The sequence below is a fragment of the Acididesulfobacillus acetoxydans genome (assembly GCF_902729405.1).
Classification (GTDB): Bacteria; Bacillota; Desulfitobacteriia; order Desulfitobacteriales; family Desulfitobacteriaceae; genus Acididesulfobacillus; species Acididesulfobacillus acetoxydans.
The window spans coordinates 920360-942061 of record NZ_LR746496.1 but is presented as its reverse complement, the minus strand read 5'-3'; the positions used below and the strand labels follow the sequence as shown (position 1 = coordinate 942061).

At 54.7% G+C, this 21702-nt stretch carries 18 protein-coding genes and 1 pseudogene; 1 reads left to right on the top strand and 18 read right to left on the bottom strand.

Annotated features, from left to right (window positions below; translation table 11 throughout):
• Positions 1-5 precede the first annotated feature (5 nt).
• From hutU to MNU25_RS04185, 8 genes and pseudogenes are all read right to left on the bottom strand, one after another.
• The gene (gene hutU, locus MNU25_RS04220) at positions 6-1613 is read right to left on the bottom strand and encodes a urocanate hydratase (protein ID WP_240983920.1); all 1608 of its coding nucleotides are present in this window, start codon (positions 1611-1613) and stop codon (positions 6-8) included.
• 172 nt (positions 1614-1785) lie between these two features.
• Positions 1786-2412: a cyclodeaminase/cyclohydrolase family protein gene (locus MNU25_RS04215; RefSeq protein WP_240983919.1), complete on the bottom strand. Its 627-nt coding sequence runs from the start codon at positions 2410-2412 to the stop codon at positions 1786-1788.
• Positions 2413-3902: 1490 nt separating this feature from the next.
• Positions 3903-5783: an ABC transporter ATP-binding protein gene (locus tag MNU25_RS04210; protein ID WP_240983918.1), complete on the bottom strand. Its 1881-nt coding sequence runs from the start codon at positions 5781-5783 to the stop codon at positions 3903-3905.
• Complete coding sequence (locus MNU25_RS04205; RefSeq protein WP_240983917.1) at positions 5780-8005, bottom strand: ABC transporter ATP-binding protein; 2226 nt, start codon at positions 8003-8005, stop codon at positions 5780-5782. Before MNU25_RS04205 ends, MNU25_RS04210 begins: the two co-directional genes overlap by 4 nt.
• Positions 8006-8188: 183 nt before the next feature.
• Positions 8189-8434, bottom strand: a pseudogene (locus tag MNU25_RS04200) (NAD(P)H-dependent oxidoreductase); the annotation flags it as partial.
• On the bottom strand, positions 8425-8964 hold the full coding sequence (locus MNU25_RS04195) for a DUF2284 domain-containing protein (RefSeq protein WP_240983916.1): 540 nt from the start codon (positions 8962-8964) through the stop codon (positions 8425-8427). The gene MNU25_RS04195 and the pseudogene MNU25_RS04200, both read right to left, overlap by 10 nt.
• A 496-nt stretch (positions 8965-9460) precedes the next feature.
• Complete coding sequence (locus MNU25_RS04190) at positions 9461-9649, bottom strand: hypothetical protein (protein ID WP_240983915.1); 189 nt, start codon at positions 9647-9649, stop codon at positions 9461-9463.
• 33 nt (positions 9650-9682) lie between these two features.
• Positions 9683-10513 (bottom strand): LolA family protein, encoded by an 831-nt coding sequence (locus tag MNU25_RS04185; protein WP_240983914.1) that lies wholly within the window; start codon positions 10511-10513, stop codon positions 9683-9685.
• A 167-nt stretch (positions 10514-10680) separates the two neighbouring features.
• On the opposite strand from MNU25_RS04185, the gene MNU25_RS04180 reads away from it, so the two are divergent.
• On the top strand, positions 10681-10989 hold the full coding sequence (locus MNU25_RS04180; protein WP_240983913.1) for a carboxymuconolactone decarboxylase family protein: 309 nt from the start codon (positions 10681-10683) through the stop codon (positions 10987-10989).
• A 77-nt stretch (positions 10990-11066) separates the two neighbouring features.
• Here the strand turns inward: MNU25_RS04180 and MNU25_RS04175 are convergent, their stop codons facing one another.
• The 10 genes from MNU25_RS04175 to MNU25_RS04130 all read right to left on the bottom strand — a co-directional run bounded on the left by MNU25_RS04175 (position 11067) and on the right by MNU25_RS04130 (position 21576).
• Positions 11067-11396, bottom strand: coding sequence for a tRNA-binding protein (locus tag MNU25_RS04175; protein WP_240983912.1), 330 nt, complete (start codon positions 11394-11396; stop codon positions 11067-11069).
• A gap of 178 nt (positions 11397-11574) precedes the next feature.
• Positions 11575-11982, bottom strand: coding sequence for a Uma2 family endonuclease (locus MNU25_RS04170; protein WP_261487701.1), 408 nt, complete (start codon positions 11980-11982; stop codon positions 11575-11577).
• A gap of 355 nt (positions 11983-12337) precedes the next feature.
• Positions 12338-13504, bottom strand: a complete 1167-nt coding sequence (locus tag MNU25_RS04165; protein ID WP_240983911.1) for a M20 family metallopeptidase — start codon at positions 13502-13504, stop codon at positions 12338-12340.
• A 150-nt stretch (positions 13505-13654) separates the two neighbouring features.
• On the bottom strand, positions 13655-14068 hold the full coding sequence (locus MNU25_RS04160; protein ID WP_240983910.1) for a hypothetical protein: 414 nt from the start codon (positions 14066-14068) through the stop codon (positions 13655-13657).
• Positions 14025-14600 (bottom strand): RNA polymerase sigma factor, encoded by a 576-nt coding sequence (locus MNU25_RS04155; RefSeq protein ID WP_240983909.1) that lies wholly within the window; start codon positions 14598-14600, stop codon positions 14025-14027. The genes MNU25_RS04160 and MNU25_RS04155 overlap by 44 nt, the downstream gene beginning before the upstream one ends.
• A gap of 264 nt (positions 14601-14864) precedes the next feature.
• Complete coding sequence (rocF, locus tag MNU25_RS04150) at positions 14865-15767, bottom strand: arginase (RefSeq protein ID WP_240983908.1); 903 nt, start codon at positions 15765-15767, stop codon at positions 14865-14867.
• Between the two features lie 224 nt (positions 15768-15991).
• Positions 15992-17056, bottom strand: coding sequence for an alanine/ornithine racemase family PLP-dependent enzyme (locus MNU25_RS04145; protein ID WP_240983907.1), 1065 nt, complete (start codon positions 17054-17056; stop codon positions 15992-15994).
• A 190-nt stretch (positions 17057-17246) separates the two neighbouring features.
• Positions 17247-18605 carry a GlmL-related ornithine degradation protein gene (locus tag MNU25_RS04140; RefSeq protein ID WP_240983906.1) on the bottom strand — a complete coding sequence of 453 codons (1359 nt, stop codon included), beginning with the start codon at positions 18603-18605 and terminating at the stop codon, positions 17247-17249.
• Between the two features lie 212 nt (positions 18606-18817).
• Entirely contained in the window at positions 18818-21004 is a 2187-nt protein-coding gene (gene oraE / locus MNU25_RS04135) for a D-ornithine 4,5-aminomutase subunit OraE (RefSeq protein WP_240983905.1), read from the bottom strand.
• Between the two features lie 200 nt (positions 21005-21204).
• Complete coding sequence (locus tag MNU25_RS04130) at positions 21205-21576, bottom strand: ornithine aminomutase subunit alpha (RefSeq protein WP_240983904.1); 372 nt, start codon at positions 21574-21576, stop codon at positions 21205-21207.
• Between the last annotated feature and the right edge of the window lie 126 nt (positions 21577-21702).

Sequence of the window (21702 nt, the reverse complement as noted above, 5' to 3'; positions counted from 1 at the left end):
CGCCCTCAGTCAACGTGGAAACCGTATTGGCGCGACATCCTCTGAGCCGAAGTATAACCGGCGTCTGCATGCCTGATGATGCCTAACCCGACATCGCTCACAGTCACCTGTTGCGCCTTTTTGGCAGATATCTCAGAAGCGTCCACAATCACGGTCATGCCGGTGTGAAGGGAATAACCGACACCCACGCCTCCTCCTTGTTGTATACTGACTAGACTGGCACCGGAAATAGCGTTCAAAAGGCCGCCCAATACTGGCCAATCGGCAATACTGTCGCTGCCGTCGGGCATCTTTTCCGTCTCCCGCCATGGGCTGGCCACAGAACCCATGTGGTCCCTCGTCAAGGCCAATGGAGCCGCCAACTTGCCTTGCCTTAGCAAATCGGTGATGACCTGCACTAAACGCAGACGTTGATCCAAATTCAGCCAGCAGGTACGAGCCGGCAGTCCTTGGAAAGGGATGCGTTCCTGAGCAAAATGAATCCAATGGGTTATCTCCTCGTCATCCTTGAATTCAGCGAGAATGAATTCATCCAGCGCATAAATATCCTCCGGTTGGCCGGAAAGGGCAATCCAGCGGAAAGGACCACGCCCGACGCAGAAATAATCCCTGAGATAAGCGGATACGAAACCAGGAATTTCGAAAGCCTCGGGTAGTCCCGCGGCAACGGCCTGATGACGGATATTATTACCGTAATCAAAGACCACCGCGCCCCGGTGCATAAATTCCATCATGGCTTTCACGTGTTCGACAATCCCCCGGCGGCTCAGATCCAAGTACTTTTCCGGTGCATCGGCCCTTAACTTAACGGCCTCCGGCAAAGAAATACCGGCAGGTACATAACCATTGAGCAAATCGTGAGCAGCCGTCTGATCGGTAACCACGTCGGGAGTAACCCCTCGCTTTAGCAGATCTCGAAAAACCTGGGCTGCATTACCCACTAAAGCGACAGAGCGGGCTTCCTTACGCCCCACAGCTTCCCGAACAAGAAACAGAGCTTCGTCCAGATCGGCGGCCTTCATCTGACACAGGCTGTTGCGCACGCGTCGGTCAACCTTAGACTCATCCACTTCGACAGCCAGCACCACTCCATCGTTATATTCCACTCCGAGTGGTTGGGCAGAGCCCATACCGCCCAAACCCGCTGTGAGTACCCAGCGACCCCTAAGAGTTCCGCCGAAGTGACGTCTGGCCACCTCTCCGTAGGTGTTGGCCGTCCCCTCCATCACCCCCTGCGAACCAATATAAGCCCAGCAACTGGCTGTAGTTTGCCCGAACGCGGTCAAGCCGCGGCGTTCCAATCGTGAGAAAGTATCATAGTCCGAGTATGAGGGTACTAATAGGGAGCCTGCCATGATGACCCGCGGAGCAAAGGGATGGGAAGGAAAAACAGCGACCGGTTTCCCCGATTGGATGAGAAGGGTTTCATCATCTTTTAATTGGGTCAGCTCTTTCCTTATTCCTTCCGCGCTTTCTCTATCCCTGGCCGCCTTGCCTGTCCCGCCGTAGACGATCAACTCTTCCGGACATTCGGCAACTTCCGGATCCAGGCTGTTCAACAGCAACCGCAAAAGACCCTCCTGCTCCCAACCTTTACATTCCAAGCGAATCACTCCCCCAATTTCCGGCGCTGCCGATAACGACAGCGCGACTCAGCCAACCGCCCCCACCCGAGCGCATTCAGCGTTTCCTCTTTTACCGAATACTTCGCGCACAAGCCCCTGGTTTCAGACGCCTTTAGGTATAGGGTGGCTGACCGTCTCCGGCACATCGGTTTTCCCTCCGTTAACCCAGCCTGCTCAGAATTTCCGCCTCTACCGTCTCCGACAACTTCCTGCCCTCGGCCCGCATGACCGCACATTCCTGTAAAAGCCGTTCCTTCTCCTCTCTTGACTTGAGACCCAAGGCATTGATCTGCACATTGTACAGCGCTCCCTCCAGCCCCGTCCGGAGACTTAGGGCCGCTACGCCCATATCGCTGAGAGCATTCTGATTCCCGCCTGACAACAGGCCGGGGAGCCGCCGCAGGCCTTCCAGGCATAACCCGGCCGTCTCCAGAGGAACCCGAGCGGCCTGCAAAGTCGCCTTTTCCAGTTCCGCCCGGCGCAGGGTTTGTTCCTCATCCGTGTCTTTGGGCAGAGTCAGGGCAGCCATCACTTCCTTAAACCCTACGGTATCCTCATCCACCAGTTGCAACAACCGCACCTGCCGCTCTGAAGCGAACTCAAGAAGCCTGGCCATCTCTGCTTCCATGGCAGCGTATTTCTTTCTCCCCATGGTCAGCCGGGCTGCCATGCCCAGCAGAGCACAACCCTGGGCCCCCGCCAAGGCGGCCACACTGCCTCCGCCCGGTGCCGGGGCCGAAGATGCTACTTCAGCCACAAAATCGGTCAGCGTAAAATCTCTCAACATACCTTATTCCCCCCCGCCATTTTCCCATATCCTCACCTAAGACAGTCTCCATTTGCCCACACGGCCAACTCCCCCAACCGGGATTCTTCTTTTCCTGCGCTTTTACCGGTCTCCTACCGGTCTCCGGCGCCCGCTTCCGGCTTACTGCTTACTGTCCCCGGTTCGCTAATATTCTAGCACAGAACCTCTTAGGACGTAATAGCAAGAATTCTCCCCATTTTAATAGGGAGATCAATTGCCTCACCCTTCTACCTTTCTGTTTTGCTCTCACTCAAGAAATGGTATAATGGCATAGCAAAGCGGTAATTAGTGAAAGAAGCCAGATGCGTACATGGTTGTTGCAATTGTGGCTATGTATTTTCTTACACTCGTTTTTTTGATAATGGGGATTGGACACGCAGAAGATATTTGTTTTCACAAAATCCACTCCTTTCTTGATTGAGATCTCTTTTGGAACTAAGCTCACTGGGGATTCACGTTTCCCTACGTTCCCCTCTAGATCCTACCCTGATTCGTTACCCCTGGGCCTACTCGAATACCCATTAAGACCACCTTCTTCCTGATTTTGAGCACCAAAAAAGAAACCCCAATAGGGCTCCCTCTTATTGCCATGAATTTTGGGCAGGATTTACCCCCTGCCTTCAAGGACTATTTTACCTCGTTTTTGAGCCGTTTGCAGGCTATTTCCGGGTATCGTAAAAAAATATTCTTGCTCCCACACGTTCCTTTTCTCGTTTTCCTTGAATTGATTGCCCCCGCAAGGTATAATATACATATTAAAGGCCGGGATGTTGTGAGCATCCCAGCCTGCACAACCGGGCCGTATTAAGCGGCTGATAGGTGGACTCGGGAAGCAAAAGCAGCCTCCTCGTCAAACAGGTGGGGCTACTTTTGCTTTTCCATTAAGTTCTTTGCGACCTTGAGTATGAACAGCACTAATGTCGCAAAGGAAATTGCAAACATTAGCGCATGATATACGCTCATCGCCAGCACCCCCCATCTCCTTTTCGTTGAGGAAGATCAGGGGCACTATCCAGGGGAAAAGCCGCCCACCCTGCACCTATTCGGTTGTACGAACCTAGTATACCATATGTTCCCTTGCTTGGGTTCCCTTTTCGGGGGCCTTTTTAAGTCCTATGAGGCGTTTCTCTTTTGCAACCGTTCCATACTGTTGCTTGCCGCCTTTTCCGCTGGCCCGCAAGCGGCAGATTCTCTGCATACGTCAGCTTGATTATAGCACCTTTCGCAGACAAATAAGTGAAACCTATGCCGCAACCCCGCAATGTGCCGGCGTGCGAATTTCCCCGCCCCGGGCTCTTCGGTACTTCACTGGTAGCGGGGGTTTATCAGGGAGCAGGTGCTCATCCAGCACCCGGAAACCTTGAGTGCTGCACGAAGGCAACGGTTGATGAAACAGGAAGCCAACGCCCGAGTGTTCGCCGAGAAGCCCCCGCTTCTTAGCGAAGCGTAAGCGGGGGTAGTTCACCGACCTAACCCGCCTCCGCTACGGCGCCCGCCTCAAACTGGCTGTTGTAGAGGTTGGCATAGAACCCGCCCTTGGCCAAGAGTTCCTTATGGTGCCCCGTCTCCACGATATCGCCGTGATTCATCACCAGGATCAAATCCGCGTCGCGGATGGTGGACAAGCGGTGAGCAATGATAAAGCTCGTCCTATTGGCCATGAGGTGATCCATGGCTTTTTGGATCTGCACCTCAGTCCGGGTATCGACCGAACTCGTCGCTTCATCCAGAATGAGTATCTTCGGATCCGCCAGGATCGCCCTGGCAATCGTCAGGAGCTGTTTTTGCCCCTGGGAGACATTGGATGCTTCTTCATTCAGCACCATTTTATATCCCTTCGGCAGGGTGTGGACAAAGCCGTCTACGTGCGCCGCCTTCGCCGCCGCTACGACCTCCTCGTCATTAGCGCCCAGCCGGCCATAGCGGATGTTCTCCATAATGGTGCCGTTATAGAGCCAAGTATCCTGCAAAACCATGCCAAACTTAGAGCGCAGATCGCCGCGGCTGAAATCCCTGATATCATGGCCGTCCACCAAAATTGCCCCCTCGTTGACATCATAGAAGCGCATGAGGAGTTTGACCATCGTGGTCTTGCCCGCCCCGGTCGGACCGACGATCGCCACTTTCTGACCGGGTTTTACTTGGGCCGAGAAATCGTTAATAACCACTTTTTCCGGGTCATAGCCAAAATGCACATGCTTAAACTCGACACTCCCTTGGACACCGTCTGACCGGACAGGCTCAGAGTTATCCGGGACTTCCTCCTCCTCCGCCAGGAATTCGAAAACACGCTCAGCGGAAGCGGCGGTCTGCTGCAGGATGTTGGAAATATTGGCCAGCTGGGTGATCGGCTGGGTAAAGGAACGCACGTATTGAATGAAAGCCTGAATGTCTCCTACCTGCATGGCGTTCCTGATTACGAGCCAGCCGCCCAGGACGCTGACGGCGACGAAACTCAAGTTACTGACAAAACTCATGATCGGCATGATGAGCCCGGACAAAAACTGCGACTTCCAGGCCACCCGGTAAAGATCCTCATTAAAGCCGTCAAACTGCTCTAGGCTCTTCCTTTCACCGTTAAAAGCCTTCATAATCACATGGCCGCCATACATTTCCTCCACATGGCCGTTCACATGCCCTAGATTATCCTGTTGTTCTTTGAAGTATTTCTGGGACCATTTAATGATCACCATAACGATAATCATCGAGAGAGGAATAACGACAAGCGCAACCAAGGTCAGAAGCCAGCTTATGCTCAGCATCATGACCAAGACCCCGATCACGGTGGTTACGGAGGTGATGATCTGGGTCAAGCTTTGATTGAGCGTTTGGCTGAGCGTATCGACATCATTCGTCACACGGGACAACACTTCGCCATGGTTGGTCCGCTCAAAATAGCCCAGAGGCATGCGGTTGATTTTCTCCGAGATATCCCGGCGGAACCGGTAGCTCACTTTCATGGCGACGCCCGTCATGACCCAGCCCTGAATGTAGCTGAACAGTGCGCTCAAAAAATACAGAGCGACCAGGAAAAGGATGGTCCTGCCGACATAGCCAAAATCTATCCCGCCGCTGTTCCCGGCAATCATGCTTAACGCGCCTTCAAAGAGGTGTGTGGTTACGTTTCCCAATATTTTGGGTCCCACTATGGAAAATATGGCACTGGCCGCCGCGAAAATGACAACAACGGCCATGGCCGTGCGATAAACGTTCAAATAGGCCCAGAGTTTTTTCATGGTGCCGCGGAAATCCCGGGCTTTTTCGCCGCCCCCTATCATACCGCCCGGCCCGTGCCCCATACCGCCCATGGGCCCACGCCGGGGTTGTGGTACCCTTCTCTCCTCACTCATGCCAATTCCTCCTTGGACAACTGGGATAGGGCAATCTCCCGATAGGCCTCGCAATGTTCCATCAGTTCCCTGTGTGTCCCTTTTCCGGCCACCCGGCCATCCTCCAGAACAATGATCTGCTCGGCATTCATGATCGTGGAAATCCGCTGGGCTACGATGAGAACCGTGCTGCCGCCTGTTTCCGCCTTGAGTGCCTTCCTCAAAGCCGCATCCGTCTTAAAGTCCAAGGCCGAAAAACTGTCGTCAAAAATATAGATTTCGGGTCTTTTCACTAAGGCCCGGGCGATGGACAGCCGCTGTTTCTGACCGCCGGACACATTGCCCCCCCCTTGCGAAATCTCGGACGCAAACCCTTCCGGCTTTTGTGCGATGAATTCCTCGGCTTGAGCAATTTGCGCCGCTTTTTTTATCTCCTCATCCGAAGCGGACTCATCCGCATATCTCAGGTTGGATTCAATGCTGCCGCTGAAAAGAATGCCTTTCTGCGGCACGTAGCCAATCTTCTCATGGAGTTCATGCTGAAGCACGGTTCGCACATCCACTCCATCCAACAATATGGCCCCTTCCGTCACATCGTAGAAGCGGGGAATCAGGTTGATAAGGGTGCTCTTGCCGGCACCCGTTGCCCCGATGATAGCCGTGGTTTGGCCCGGTAAAGCTGTGAAACTGATGTTCTTCAGGGCATCTTCCTCGGCACCCGGATAGCGGAAGGACACATTCTTGAGTTCCAGCACCCCGGCCACTTTTCGACTAAAATGTACGGGCTCTTTCGGATCCACGATGCTCGGCTCCACCTGCAAAACTTCCCCGATACGCTGGGCGGAAACGGAAGCCCGCGGGATCATGATAAACATGATCGAGAGCATCAGGAAGGCCATGATGATTTGTATGGCATACTGCATAAAGGCCATCATATCGCCCACTTGCATACCCGCGTTGGCAATTTGATGGGCGCCGACCCAGACGATGAGCAGGCTAACGCCGTTCATGATGATCGTCATCGCCGGCATCATGACCACCATGACCCGGTTGACGACGAGGTTGGTTCGCGTGAGATCCACGTTCGCCTGATCAAAGCGGTTTTCCTCAAAAGCCTGAGCATTGAAAGCCCTGATTACCATCATCCCCGCAAGATTTTCGCGCATTATGAGATTAAGTCGGTCGACGAGTTTCTGGATGCGCTTGAACCTAGGCAGGGCCATTGAAAACACGACCAAAATCAGGCCCAAGAGGACGATGACAGCCAAGGCAATAATCCAGGACATGGAGCTGCTCTTCCCCAGAGCCCGGATCACCCCGCCCACCCCCATGATCGGCGCATAAAACACCATCCGGATCATAATCATGGCCAGGGTTTGAATCTGGGTAATGTCATTTGTAGTCCTCGTAATGAGCGAGGCGGTGGAGAATTGGTCAAACTCCCCGCTGGAGAAGCTCTCGACCTTGGCAAACAGGCCCTTGCGCAAATCGCGCGAAAACCCTGCCGCAATCAGCGCCGACAAAAAACCCACCAGCACTGTGCAAACCGCACTGAGCAACGCGACCAACAGCATAACGAAACCCGTATTCCGGATATAATCGGTCTGGATCTTGTTGGTGTTCATGCCTAAGGCGGCATATTCCGCTTTGACCGGACCGGCGGCAGCCTGAATGATCATGCTGTCGCCCATCGTTGAGAACTTACTGCTCATTTCGTTCCTAAGCTTGGCCCGCTGAGCCTCCGGCAGCCGGGCCAAAAGCGCGAACAAATCGGTCTTGGCCGGTATTTGCATGCCTTTAAAAGATACAACTCCACCTTTGGCGGCGGCCTGCATTTTCTCGATACCGGACACAGCCAAAAAGGCCCGGCCCAAGACAGGGTTCAGCCTGTTGATTTCCGCAGTCCCAACGTTTTTAAGAACATAAATCGCGTCTTCCGCAAGCCTCGGATAATCCTTGACATATTTCCCATAGTCCGCACTCGCTTTATCAACCAAGTTGTAGTCTTTAAGGACCTCGGCTTTCTCTGCCGGGTTCATGAACAGCGTGAGTTTGGACATTTCGCTTTTCCTGACCGCCACCGGCACGGCGTTCAAGATGCCGCCCTGCTGGATTCCCTGGTTAACGATGTTCGACATGTAATCCGGCAGGGAAAGGTCTGACATGGCCTGCACGAAAATGAGAAGAACAGCCGCGATCAGCATGACGGTATACGGCTTCAGATATCTGGCTAATTTTAACATCCAATTCTTAGTTCCTTTACTCCAGGATTGATGAAACTCCTTTTATGCGCAAGCCTTGTCCTCCTTCTCGGACGACTCGTACTGACTGCGGAATACTCCGCAGGAGGAAGGAACTACTCTGGCTCGCGAGTTGTCGTAAATTCCTCTGCTCCGCTCGCAGGATTAGCTGAAGGGTATGGAAATCTAGAAAATGGCTGCGACTTCTTTCGCCCGGCTAACTGTTTTATTCAGAATGTCTTCGATGCCAACCCCAATGACATCCAGCATTTCTGCGACTATTGTGGTAAAGTCAGTAATCCCGAAAAAACCCAGGATTGTTCTCAAATATTTATCCCCCATTTCCAGAGTGGCCATGTATCCTTCCGAATAGACTCCGCCCCTTGAGGTAATATTGATGGCTTTTTTGTTGGTGCAAAGGCCTATTCCACCAGAATACAGCTTGTATACGCCATTCGGTTGGGCCCATAGTTGTACTCAACACCGTTCTTCTCGCAGACATCGCTGACCCAAAGGCCGCTCGCCTCCATCGAGGTCACCGCCCTGTCCGGGAAACGGCAAGGTTCATCCGGGTAGGAGCATGTTTCACAGATGGTACAACCCCCAGCCCCCAAGGCCAAAAAGTTCAGGGATCGACTCCGCAGTCTGAGAACCAGCTTCTCAAAATTCTTGGTGTGTTGCTTTTCCAGCGCCTGCATACTTTCAATATCAAATGAATCTTCAATACGGCCTACGCTCTGAACGATGATACCCTGTTGAAACCGGCGGGCCTTGGCTTCAAATTCTTCAAGCGTACCGCACGCCGGCGGGCACGTCCAGCACTTGTTGTAGTTGTGGCAGCGGTCGGCGCTGCACATGTCGCGAACTTCCGGCAAAAATCGCAGCGTGTCTGTTTTCAGTTTCGCGGCGTGTGAGAAACCCGTTGCCAAGGCTTCCTCGATCAGAGCCTCAATCTCCATCATTAACCCCCACCTCCGGGCACCCATTCCCTATCATTATTTTTTTCCGTATCGTTTTTCGTATCCTTTTCAGCATCATCTTTCAGTTCACTTTTCACTGTCTATTCCGTTTTCATTGCCATTGTTCAGCATTCGTTCCTGCTCCATTATGCCCAATAGAGCCTTAAAATGCAACCCCTAAGCATGCGAAATATTTTAGCGGTGGTAGTCATCGATCCTTGTGTTTGTGTTAGGGAACCCAGTTTTTGGCACTCCATCCACTGTCCGCTTAAGTGCTGGGCCGCCTGGCGCAAAGGGCCGAAACCCTATTCACAGGCGGCCTGTTTCCAACCACTTCTTCTGCCCCGGCTTTTTCCTGAAGAGCCTAATCCTAGCCCACTATTTTCCTAATTCAATTCTGTCCCAACCTAGTTCTGTCCTAATCCTCGTTCTGTCCTAACCTAGTTCCTTCCTAACCTAGTTCTTTCCTAACCCACTATTTTCCTAATCCAACTCCTTCCTACTCCGGCTTCTTCAGCCGGGCTGCCAGGTCTTTGAGTTCATCTAGTCCGTAGTCCCCACCCAAACTGAAATAGTACTCATCCGTTTGCCAAATCAGCATACCCTTGACCCGGTAGACATCCGCAGCCACATATTTCCCCTCAACCTCCTGTTGATCGAAGATGAAACGTTCGGGCTTGGCTGTCATACCCTCCGGCAGATTGGTTGGATCAAAAGGCCCCTAGGTAATCATCAGCTTGGGGAAAGGTTTTCCCAGTTCAGTGTACTGGCTGAGCAAGGCTCCCCGCTCAGGCGAAACCATAACCCACTGATTCTTCGCCTTGAGTGGCTCGTTCTCCAGACCCATTTGGAGCCGGTAGGGCGCACATCCCAATCTGGACGCGGCTTCCTCCCAGGAAATCTCTGCCATGGGCTGGAGTTCCTCCTGCCGTTTATCCGTAACCACATAACCTTCCGGAATCGACAGTTCGAAGAGAGAATCCGGCAAGCCCTGGTTCAACCTCAACTCCCGAACAATCTTACGCTGCACCAGACGACCCTCGACATCGTACCACTCCGTGACCAACGGCATCCAGGTCTCCTTATCCATCCAGAGATGGGTCGTCATCTCTCCCTTGTTGCTTACCTGTTCCGTGAACTGAAGGTGCAGAGCCGGACGGCCCTCAATATACTCTGTCCCCAATAAGCGGCTTGATTTGTCCGCAGCCAGGGTTTTCAGGGTATCGGCAAAGCCCAGATCCATCTGCCCCCTCAGCTTATCACTCATTTTCAGCCAAGTGGCCTGCCGGCTCTTCTCCATTATGGTTAAACCTTCACTCCCCCGCATGATAACGGCAGTTCTTCCCCAGGAAGGATGAGTTGACTCCACCCGGTAAAAGTGGGGGCGTTTGAACCATATCCGGGAGGGAGAAAAGGTTTGGGTGGCTCCTTCTTCAAAAGACGTAGTCTGTTCAACCTTTTCGTAGTCCTCAATGCTGTCCGTCACCTCTTTGATTTTTGCCGTCACCTCAGTCGCCGATAAAGATAACTTACCGGTCAAGGCATGGAGCAAAGTGAGGAAGTCCTTGTTCTAATGCAGGCTCAGTATTTTCAGCAGCTCGTTAACAATAGACACAAATCCTTTCTTGACGCGCAGCCTTTCCTCGGATAAAGTAAAATTGAACATCCCGGCCAAGCAGTAAGAAGACCGGAGGAACTGAGCAAAAGGAGGAATTCACTATGGCTTTGCCACCCTTTTTAGCCTTTCTCGATCAAACCGATCCCGAGTTCGCTCAGGCTATTGAAAAAGTCGCATCAACAGCCATGAAACCGGAAACTCTCGACGCCAAAACGAAACTCCTGATCGCCATGGCTCTGGATGCAGCCCATGGAGCCGCCACCGGAGTCGAAAGCATCGCCCGCACTCTCAGGGGCATGGGCACCACAGACGCGGAAATTGCCGAAGCCCTGCGCATCGCTTACTACGCGTTCGGCAACGGTATTCTGGCGGCATCTGCCGCCGCTTTTTCCCGCAACAAACCGGACTGACGTGCTCCCACGGTTTGGCCGCAGGAGGAAAGCCATGCGGCCAACAATTTCCTTTGCTATTGCCCCTATTGACTTTTTCAACCAAGCCTGTCACCTTTTCTCACGGCTTGCTCCGGCTGAACGAGTACAACTCCCTGTTTGGCGTAAACCCCCAGGATTAAGACCTCCGACATGAAATCCGCAATTTGTCGGGGAGGGAAATTGACCACCCCCAAGACTTGTTTCCCGATGAGTTCTCCCTTGTCGTAGCAGTCCGCAATTTGAGCACTCGATTTCTTTGTGCCAATCTCCTCACCAAAATCGACCCAAAGTTTATATGCCGGCCTTTTTGCCTTTTCGAATACTTCCGCCCTGACGATTTCCCCCACCCGGATATCTAACTTCTCAAAGTCATCAAATGCAGCCATCTTACCTCCCATGCCCTGCTCAGTCTTCCTGCCGCGATACATGGTCGACTGAGCTTTTTCTTCTTACCCATTCCCACTGCGCTAACTGGGTCCCCGCTGCCAGATACGCGCGAGAGTATTTCACGGATAGCCGCAGACCCGCATTTGCCTATTAGCGCAAAAAGGATCTCGCTGTCCGCTATGCTTCCAGTTCGAAGACGGATACCAAAGGGATCGCCAAATCCACAAAAGTTGCCGATTTTAAGTTGTCCCTATCTCCATAAGTGATCCGTTTGGTATACAAGCCTTCATGCAGACTGTGGACATGAATCATTCGATTGGCGGGATCAACAATCCAATACTCTTTCACCCCATACTTTTGATATAATTCGAATTCTTCGTTGAAATCTTTTACAGCCGTTGAGGGAGACAAGACCTCAACAATGAGTGTCGGAGAACCATAACAGCCTTTTTCAGCTATCTGCTTTTTGTCGCAAATTACCGCAATATCAGGCTGGGTTGCATCGTCCGGCAGTTCATAGTTTCCACTCTCACTAAAAAAGACATCGAATGGGGCCGTAAATAAGAGGCAGTTCTTGCCTTGTATTTACGACCTGATCATGAAAAACAACGCTCCAACCGCAAATTGATGTTGGGCGGAAGGAGCGGGAGTCAGGTCGTATGCTTTTCCATTAATGATCTCCCACCGACCTTCCCAGTTCAGCCAATCTTTGTAGGAATATTGCCTTGATGGATCTGGAGTACTCAAGCTAACTCCCCCTCCTCCCTATTATACCCTTTTGTTTTATGGAACAAAACTGATCTCCTTTTCGGCTTTTCGGGAGACTTCCTGCTATCTTGCCAGCTACCTTCTCGGTCGATTCCCCGAGTGAATTCGCGTGGACCATAACGTGCCGGGGAATTGACGATAATTTTCACTTCACAACCGGACTCAATTCGACCTAATGCCGCGCCTTGAACTCCCGCTTGATCCTCTGCAAAAGCTTGGCATTCGTTAAGACATCCCAGCCGGTGAAAGCGAGGGCCTGAATAGCCAGCAAGAGTAGGTTCTCCCCTTCGCGGGAAACCGCCACGTGGGCAAAGTCACGGGTGTGGGGAATCTCTGTCCCCGTGCCGAGTGTAAGATAAGGGTGGATGGCAGGAACGACCCGGCTGACATTTCCCATGTCGACCGAACCCATGGCCGTTTGCGGTGGAGCGATATCTTCTACTCCCAGTTCCTTGAGATTATGGGCAAAACAGTCGGCAAGTACTTTGTTGGTCCGCATTTCGTCATAAGAAAATTCGAACTTCTCCCAGGAGACCTGAGCTCCCACCATGGCCGCCGCTCCTTGAGCACAGCGCACAACCCGTTCCCGCAAGCGATCCAAGTCTTTCCGCTTAGCGGCACGCAGATAGAAGCGTCCCACTGTCCTCTCGGGAATAATGTTGGGGGCCGTGCCGCCTTCCACAATAATGCCGTTAATCTTGGCGTCATCGGGAATCTGTTTTTTCAAGGCATATAAGCCGACAAAGAAACTAACCATGGCATCCAGAGCATTGATTCCGTAATTCGTCGCCGCCACGGCGTGGGCCGCCCGCCCCCGAAAGGTAAACTCAAGGGCATCCAGGGCCAACGTGGAGATTTCCGCAACGTTCTGACTGCCGGGGTGAAACATCATCGCCGCGTCGATGCCCTCAAATATCCCCTGCTCGACCAAGGTAACTTTGGCCCCGCTTGTTTCTTCCGCCGGGGTACCGATAACCAGAACTTCTCCGGGCAGTTCCAGACTCTTACTGAGAACAACCGCCGCTCCTGTGCTGGCCGCCCCGATCAGGTTATGCCCGCAGCCGTGGCCAACCTCAGGCAAGGCGTCATATTCCGCCAGAAAAGCCACCCTCGGCCCCGGGCGTAACCCCCGATACCGTGCCAGAAAAGCGGTCTCCAGACCTGCCACCCCCAGACGGGTCTCGAAGCCATGTTCTCTTAAAAAATCGGTGACCAATCGACCGGCATAGTGTTCCTGATACCCAAGCTCGGGATTTTCGCCGATTCTCTTGGCGACATCCCAAATCGCGGGCAGCAGTTCAAGTGCCTGGTCTTGAAAAAAACCTTTGATTGCGTCCATCCCGCTCTTGCTCCTCTGATAAGCCGAAAACTTCTGTCGAGAGGCGTACGTCGGACTGAATGCCCGGCCGGCCATGACGAGTCTCCGGAAAATTTTTCTTTACGGTGAGCTTAACTTAGATAGGATGAGTTTAAAACCGAGCCTTTCCTTCTACCCGGCGGCGCGTGAATCCTCCGGCCCAAGCGAAGAGGAGCGTCCTTTTAATCCGGCAACCAAGAAGCCTGCGGTAACGGCCAATCCGGTCAAATGCCACGAATACTCTTGCCAAAGAGACTCCGCCGCTATTCCCAGACCTACCGCAAACCTGATTTTGCCCAAAAGAAAGCCCCACCCTGCTTGCGGCATGAAGATGAGAACCCACAAACAGGAAAGCCCCAAACCAAGCCAACTGCCCACAAAGGCTAAACCCCAACGGCGACGCCGGGCCAACTCGGTCCGGGCGCGGAAATCCACCGGATCGCTGAGAACCTTGACCATAATCTGAGCGTGAAAATCGCTAAGAGTCCCGGAAGCCAGGGGTTTATCCTGAAATGCCGGGATCCAGGAATCGTTTCCCTCGTGCATCATGGCTCCCCCTTTCCATCTCCCGACGCAACTTTTGTTTCCCGCGGTGCAGGTAGGTCTTAACCCTGCTCACCGGTACGCACAAGACTTGGGCAATTTCCTCATAGGAAAGTTCCTGTTTATAACGCAGATATAAAGCCTGGCGGTACGAATCCGGCAACTTCTCCAGGACCCCGGCCAGCCCCTCGGCTTCCTCTTTCGCCAGCCAGCGATCCTCGGGCCCTGCCTCCCTGTCCGCAATGGAGTCGTCTATGAGCGAGGGCATCTCTCTGCGGCGTTTCCTCCGGAGATCCGTGGCCTTGTTCTTGGCAATGGCATACAACCAGGCTCTGAATGAATAAGCCTCCGAATAGCGCCAAAGATTGCGATACGCCGCCAAAAATGCCTCCTGGGCGCAATCAAACACTTCCTCTTCCGGCCCCAGCAAACGTTGTAAGAAATGGATTAACGGTTCCTGGTGACGTTGAACGAGAAGGGAAAATTGCTCGTGCTCCCCGGCCAACACCCGCCGAATCAATTCGGAGTCTTCCATTATTTTCCCGCCTCTGTTCCTTTTTTCCGTCGAGTTCCCGCCGACCGCCCCCGTGTTCCGGGCGCCGCCAATAAAATTATTGCTTTTAACACCGGACATTATACCTGTCTTTAACACCGGACATTGTCCGTGATTTAAAGGACGGACGCCATACTTTTATTCTTTCATTTTAGCACACGCTCCGCTTTTTGGCACGTTTCCGCTTGCAATTTGAATGCCAGGCCCAGCGTCCGCTTCGAGTCCGCATTCTGAGGACGCTGTCTGTCAAAAGATTTTCTTGCCGAAAGCCGAACAGATCAAGCCCACCGCCAGTTCCGCCGTTTTGTTGTGTGTATCGAGGATAGGGTTCACTTCCGCCATATCCAAACTGAGGAGGAGTCCCGACTCTGCCACCAACTCCATCGCCAAATGCGCCTCGCGATAGGTAATCCCTCCGGCTACCGGAGTCCCGACACCGGGGGCTTCGCTCGGATCGATCACATCAAGATCAAAGCTGACGTGAATGCCTTCCGTCCCCCGTCCGGCAATCTCCAGACCCCTGGAGACCACCTCCTTCATTCCCAGTTGATCGATATCGCTCATGGTGAAGACCGTGATCTTTGAACGGTGCAGCATTTCCCGCTCGTCCAGGTCAAAATCCCGTGCTCCGATGATGACGGTATTCTCCTCTGAAATTTTCTTGCCCGGACCCCCAATCTCTGTCAGTTCCCGGACCCCGATACCGTTGGCTACGGCCAGGGGCATCCCGTGGATGTTACCGCTGTGCGTCGTTTGCGGAGAATTGTAATCCCCATGGGTATCAAACCAAATCAGGCCGCGCTTTTTCCCGGCTGCCGCAATCCCCGCCAAGGAACCGATCCCGATACTGTGGTCCCCGCCGAGCACCAACGGTACCACTCCGTCTTTTAACGCTTTGGCCACCGTCTCTGTCAGTTCCGCGCTCACTTTGGCGATTTCCGGCAAATACTTTAAGTGTGTATCCTGAATCTCCCGTGTTTCCGGAACGGGGACATTGAGATTCCCCAAATCCTCAACCTGCCAACCCAAACGCTGTAACCGGGCATTCAGTCCGGCATAGCGAATGGCGCTCGGTCCCATGTCCACGCCCCGCCGGTCAGCCCCCAAATCGATCGGAACCCCGATGATCCGAATCACTCTGTCAGTCATCCTTATGCCTCCTGCCACTGATTTTTTATCAAAACACCTCGGCCCAGAGAAACCCTTTTCGTCCCCGTACATAACCTTTTTGCCCGGAATAGCACGCCCAATATGCTCGTGCGGCGACCCGTTTCACCGTCGTGTTTTTGCCGATTTTTCAACTTCGTCTAGAGCCGGAGGCCGTTTCCCGGGGTTGCCGCCGGGGCGGGGAGAAACCGGGTTGTTTATTGCCGTCAGATGTAGCGTTTATGGACATAGGGTGAAGTCATGGCCCCAAGGAGTCCGCCGTAACTCAGATCAAACTCCAAAACCGACCCAATCTCCAACTCAGATGCCCCCGACAAATCTACAATCAAATGATCGGAACTGGCCCCGATGATCTTTAAGCGCCCGTCCCTGGGCGAGAGACCCTCAGTCGGCACGTCCTGCCGCCCTAAAGCCAGTATGCCCCGCCGCCGCCGGCCCTCATCCACGAACGCGGGCACTTGTCCGAAAGCATCCTGCCCAACCTCCCCGATCGGGACCGAGGGTTTCTCGTGCGCCTCCAGGATCTCCGCCCTCAGGGTAAAGGCATCTCCCGCCGCACCCGGGATGATTTGCCGTTTCACGGTCTCCCGGCCCAAAACAATCCCTTCCCCCACCCGCAGTTGGTTCACATCCGCGGGCATTCTTTGCTCGAGGAGAAGAGGGAGGCTGGCGGAATTTCCGCCGGAGATCACCGGCAGCCTGATCTCGAATTTCTCTTCCAGGCTGGCCGCCAGCTCAACCAGCCTGCCCAGGTTGGCCTCCGTCGGAACCACTCCCCCGTAACAAGCCAGGTTAACACCCAGACCCTGCAGTTTGATTCCCTCCAGGGGCAGAACTTGCCCGATAAAATCGGGCAGATCCTCCGGCCACACCCCTTCCCGCAGGTCACCCAGGTCCACCATGACAATCACTCCGTGGACTTTGCCCTGGTTCCGGCCCTCCGCCGCCAGGGCCTCCAACACCCGAATCTCGGAGTTAAGGCTCACCTTTGCCAACCTCACCGTTTCCTCGACCTGGGAAATGCCCGGCAAGCGCAGGAGCATAAGCGGCACGTCGGGAAAAGCCTGCTTGAGTTTGAACAGGTTTTCCAGGCGGGAATCAGCCAACATCCGCACTCCTCCCGCCAACATGGCCCCGGCAATGCGCGGCTCCCCTAGGAAGACTTTCGTCACCCCGACCACTTCTATACCAAAGGGGCGGGCCAATGCCAAGACAGTCTCCGTATTCTGTCGTATCTTATTTAAATCAATAATAATTTCCGGTAGGCCCATGTCATTACCCCCAAACCTCTTTCACAAGGAGCCCTCCGCGCAATTCAAATTCTGCGGTAAGCCCATGTCATTGCCCTCAAAGCCTATTCCTACCTTTCCTCTGTCCTTGCGCTCCTGAGCCAACGGCCCACCGGCGAGTCTCATGATCCCGGAACCGTTTGCATGCCGGCAGACCGGACCTTCCCCCAGGTCAACTGTCAACCCCCAAGGACTCCAGCAGGAGCCGCCAGGCCGCTTGCCTGTAATCCCGGCTGAGCACGCCCAGAGAAGCCATAATGTAGGATTGGTCCAGAAAATAAGCCACCCTTTCTTGGGGAAAAAGCGCCTCGCCTGGATGAGCAAAAGCTTCTTTCATCATCTTCAAGCCGTTGGGCAAGCGGGTTAAGGCTCCTCCCGTGCCGATTACCCAGCGAATACGGCTTAGATCGCGGCCTTCCACCCGGGTAATTCGCCCCGAAGCTCCATAATAATGGCGGAAGCGCCCGGCATGCCGGCGCAGGGCATGCACAAGGGCAGCTGAGGCCAACTCTTCACTTAGTGCGATTTCCGCGGCAATTTCCGGCAGCGGGCGCAAGTGGGCGCGCCAGTTCTCTCCCCAACGCCTAAGAAAATCTGCCCCTAAAAGATCCGCCACCCGGCCGGCGTTGACATAAACTCCGAGATCTCCCTCCACCGTGCGTTTAGCCAATGGCTCGGGAGCCAAGGCCAGCCTTTGGTTTTCTTCGGCCCCGGTCGTCACGGAATGGACATCCGTGGTAGCCCCTCCCACGTCGAAGATGAGCACATCCCCGGCTTCTTCGTAGATCAACCGGGCCGCTTGCAACACGGCCTCCGGGGTGGGGCGGATGCCCCCGTTGACGATTTCGCGGATGGCTTGCATCCCCGGAGCCTCTGTAATGTGTTGTTCAAAGACTTCCTGGATGACAGCGCGCGTAGGTTCAATGTTTAGTTCATCAATATCCGGGTAAACATTGGCCACCACCCGGACACTAAGCCCCCCGCCCTCCAGGATCTCCCGCACCGAGTTCGCAGCGGCCGCATTGCCCGCATAAACCACCGGCACTTTCCAGTTGGCTTGCCGGAACCAGTCGGCCAGTTTGCGCGCATTCTCCGTCACAACCCGTTTATCGCCGTGATCCACCCCACCGGCCAGGAGCATGATGTTGGGCCTCAGCCGTTCAATTTCCCGCCAATCCGCTTCCTCCAGTTCCCCCGCCGTCTGGTAGCGCAAGACGGCGCCGGCCCCCAGTGCCGCCTCCCGGGCCGCCCGCGCCGTCATTTCCGGCACCAGTCCGTGGACCGTCATCTTAAGTCCCCCGGCGGCCGAACTGGTGGCGTAAAAAGGCACCTCTCCCAGCGTTCCGACCGGCCCGATCCGTTTTTCCAAATCAGCCACCGCTTGGCGCAAGCCCTGCCTGACATCTCCCTCCGGGACGGTCGTGGGCGCCATACCCTGCCCAAGGAGAAGGGGATGTTCACTCTCCAAATCCCCAAAGGCATTGACCACCGTCGTCGTGCTGCCGATCTCGGCTACCAAGACCTTGTTCACAAGAATCACCATCTTTCGCGGCTCGGACTTCAACTCATTCGGCCGACGGCCACAAATTACTGTCTCTTATCTCTTGCCATGTACCCCTTGTCCCCACTTCCCGTTGCCCCCACCTCCGCATCCCACGTCCCGCAGCTGATTTCCCGACTTCGGCATCTTGTCAGCCACGTCTCACCTGCGCGTCTCATTTCTCACGTCTTACGTCCCGCGTCTTACATCTTACTTTCTCTGAATTTGACCAGGAAGCTCGCCACATCGATCCCTTTGGTGCCCCGGCCAAAACCCGCGTCCATACCCCAGGCCCGGGCCGATTCCTGATTGACCTGGGTTCCGCCTCCAATCAGGATAAACCTGTCTCTGACCCCGCGTTCGAGGCACAATTGGTGCAAACGCTCCATATTGAGGCGATGAACCTCCCCGTGGGTGATGATCGTACTGATGAGAATGGCTTTAGCCCCGGACTCGATGGCCGCGTCGACGACCTTGGAGACCGGAACCGAAGTGCCGAGATAACGCACTTTGATGCCGAAACCCTCAATTCCCCCATGCTTAATATCGAGAATCTCCCTCAAGCCCACAGAGTGCTCATCTTCGCCTACCGTGGCCGCCACCACCGTCAGGGGGTTTGCTTTGAGCGCCCGCCGGATCTCCTCAGGGCTCAGTCTCTCCTCCTCAGGCGGAATATTGAGAGCGGCCGGATCGATCTTAACGTTCACTTTCCCCTTAACCTCGACCAGGGTCCCCTCCGCCGGGTGCATGACCTGACGGTGGATAACTTCGGCGTCCTCCCAACCCATCTGCCGGGCAATCGCCAAAGCGGCAAACTGAGCGGTGCGGCTCTCCGCGGGCAGGAACAGCGTCATACTCACCACCCCGTCCCCGGCCCATTCCACTTCAGGGCGAAGAAATTCTTGGCGAAAAGGCCGGCTCCGGCTGAGCCGCTTGTCCGCATTGTCCTCCTCGTCCAGTTCATCCAGATACTTTATCTTTTCCGGATGGCAGAGGGTGCAGCCGTCGATCGCGGCACAGGGCTCCTTAATCCCCTCCGGCAAAGTGTTGCGGCCGAAATGGCTGCAGACCGGGGCGAAATAATCCTCCGCCCTCGGGATTACCTCGAAACCCACTCCCCCTTTGCTATCCCGGGCGATCCCGTCTCCGTTCCGTTCCGGATAGAGGCCGGAATCGACGAAAAAGCCTTGTTCCACCGCCGCAAAATACCCTCCGGCCGCCTTGATTTCCTCCAAAAACAGTACCGCCCGTTCCTTGAGCTCGCGGACCTTCTCCCCCAGCACTCCGTTCCGTTTGATCTCCACCATTTCCTGCAGCCCGTCCAAGCCGATCAAAGCCTGCTTGGCCGTGTTGACCGCGTGAATTGAGTTATAATGCCAGGGAACATTTCTGCCCTCATCCGGGGTGATCGTGCTTTGGATGTCAGCCGAAGTGAGCCGGGACAAAAGCACGTTCAGGGTATGGGTGACCGTCACTTCCCGGGTATCGGACTCCATGTATTTCGTGTTCATCTGGGCCCGCATGCGGTAACCGCGAAAAAGCTCGCGCAAAGCCACCGCGTAAGGAAGATCCAGGCGCAGAGCCGGGGCGGGAGGAGCATCCGGCGGCACGGTGGAAAGACAGATGCGGTCTTTGGGCAGGCCCACTTGCACGGAATAGGCACAATTGAGAGCGTGTTGGACTAAAAGTTCCGGCATGACCTTCCAGGCTTCATGAGCCGTGGCATTGGCATTGTGCGCCCCATCGATCTGAGCCATTTCTCCCCAGTTCATCACCTTTTTCGCTTCAGCCGCGTCCACAAAGGAGCGGATGGCATTAATATTGCGGTAAAGCACATTATACTGGGGATCCTGATGGGCGCCGTTGACTCCCTCTTCGGCCAGCAGCACCGCCACCTCCGGGCCCGCCACCCCGCTCACATAAGAGTGCAGATTGATGGGCCGGCCCACTTCGTCTTCAATGAGATCCAGGGCCTTACGGGTAGCTCTCAGCTGCTTGCGGCTGATCGGCACTCCGCCGACTCCCTCCGGTGTGCCCTCGATCAAACCGTCAAAATGGCTTTGCCCCGCCGTGCGAATCACCATGATGTGGTCCGCTCCGTGGTAAGCCGCCATGCGCATACGGCGCAGATCATCTTCAAAACGCCCGGAAGCGATTTCCGAAGTAATCGTACACTCCGGCTGCGGATCAATTCCCGCGAAGAATTTGGCCGCCGGCAGAGGCTGACTCTGTTTTAACCCCTTTGAAGTCTGCTCATAAGTAAAAGGACCGAGTTCCTGCCGGGAGACTTCCTCCCGCCAGTGCCATCCCCGCCGGCGCGGCCGGTAAGCGGCAAGATCCCGGAGAATTTCTTCAATATCCATCTTTTGGTTAGGGTCTGATTTTTTCATTGTCCTCACCTTTTCATCCAATCGTGAGACTCCGCTTCCACAGGCGGAAGGGGGTCCCACGTACCCTGCTACGGTCGGGCTTGACCCACCGCCGAACAGCCGCTTTTCTCTAAACTGCGCGAGATTACCGAGCCGGAACGGTCCGGATTTTCCGCCCGAATCTCACGGATGTCCGGACTCGGCCCCTGAACGGCAGCGCTTTACTGCTCCCGCGGCCCAAAATAGCTTTCCAGGCTGTCCCAGCCTTCACCCCGCGCCAGAGCCAGCCCCGCCGCTTCTATTCCCAGCCCTTGGCCTTTAGCATAGCGCCAGACTAGGTGTCCCGCTCCATGTCCGAGCAGTCCGTGGGCCATAGCCTGCTCCGCAATACCCCGGGCGGTCAGACTGTCAAAACCCATGCGCAATAGCACAGAACGTTCAATAGAAGGCGAGGTATGGGTCCGGGCCAAATCCAGCAAAGGCTCCACCACCTCATTGGCCAGGCTCCAAAAACGCTCTTCCAATTGTTCCTCAGTCAAATGAGCCAGATGCTCGCGTCTCTCGGCAAAATCATCCGCACGCGGCTTTCCCATCTCTATAAACCATTCCTTTCGCTTCGCTTAAGGCACAAAAACGCTCGAAACCGCTTTACGCCTCCGGTTCGCCACCCGCTTCGCCCCTGAGGCTGCGAGATAAACCGTCGGAGGAACGGCCGGCGC

Excerpts from the sequence above, each read along its gene's own strand:
- oraE (WP_240983905.1), bottom strand. The coding sequence starts at position 21,004 with ATGAAAAAATCAGACCCTAACCAAAAGATGGATATTGAAGAAATTCTC.
- MNU25_RS04145 (WP_240983907.1), bottom strand. The coding sequence starts at position 17,056 with ATGGGCCTACCGGAAATTATTATTGATTTAAATAAGATACGACAGAAT.
- MNU25_RS04160 (WP_240983910.1), bottom strand. The coding sequence starts at position 14,068 with ATGCACGAGGGAAACGATTCCTGGATCCCGGCATTTCAGGATAAACCC.
- MNU25_RS04175 (WP_240983912.1), bottom strand. The coding sequence starts at position 11,396 with ATGGCTGCATTTGATGACTTTGAGAAGTTAGATATCCGGGTGGGGGAA.
- MNU25_RS04130 (WP_240983904.1), bottom strand. The coding sequence starts at position 21,576 with ATGGGAAAGCCGCGTGCGGATGATTTTGCCGAGAGACGCGAGCATCTG.
- MNU25_RS04180 (WP_240983913.1), top strand. The coding sequence starts at position 10,681 with ATGGCTTTGCCACCCTTTTTAGCCTTTCTCGATCAAACCGATCCCGAG.
- MNU25_RS04165 (WP_240983911.1), bottom strand. The coding sequence starts at position 13,504 with ATGGACGCAATCAAAGGTTTTTTTCAAGACCAGGCACTTGAACTGCTG.
- rocF (WP_240983908.1), bottom strand. The coding sequence starts at position 15,767 with ATGACTGACAGAGTGATTCGGATCATCGGGGTTCCGATCGATTTGGGG.
- MNU25_RS04195 (WP_240983916.1), bottom strand. The coding sequence starts at position 8,964 with ATGATGGAGATTGAGGCTCTGATCGAGGAAGCCTTGGCAACGGGTTTC.
- MNU25_RS04205 (WP_240983917.1), bottom strand. The coding sequence starts at position 8,005 with ATGTTAAAATTAGCCAGATATCTGAAGCCGTATACCGTCATGCTGATC.
- MNU25_RS04190 (WP_240983915.1), bottom strand. The coding sequence starts at position 9,649 with ATGACAGCCAAGCCCGAACGTTTCATCTTCGATCAACAGGAGGTTGAG.
- MNU25_RS04215 (WP_240983919.1), bottom strand. The coding sequence starts at position 2,412 with ATGTTGAGAGATTTTACGCTGACCGATTTTGTGGCTGAAGTAGCATCT.
- MNU25_RS04155 (WP_240983909.1), bottom strand. The coding sequence starts at position 14,600 with ATGGAAGACTCCGAATTGATTCGGCGGGTGTTGGCCGGGGAGCACGAG.
- MNU25_RS04210 (WP_240983918.1), bottom strand. The coding sequence starts at position 5,783 with ATGAGTGAGGAGAGAAGGGTACCACAACCCCGGCGTGGGCCCATGGGC.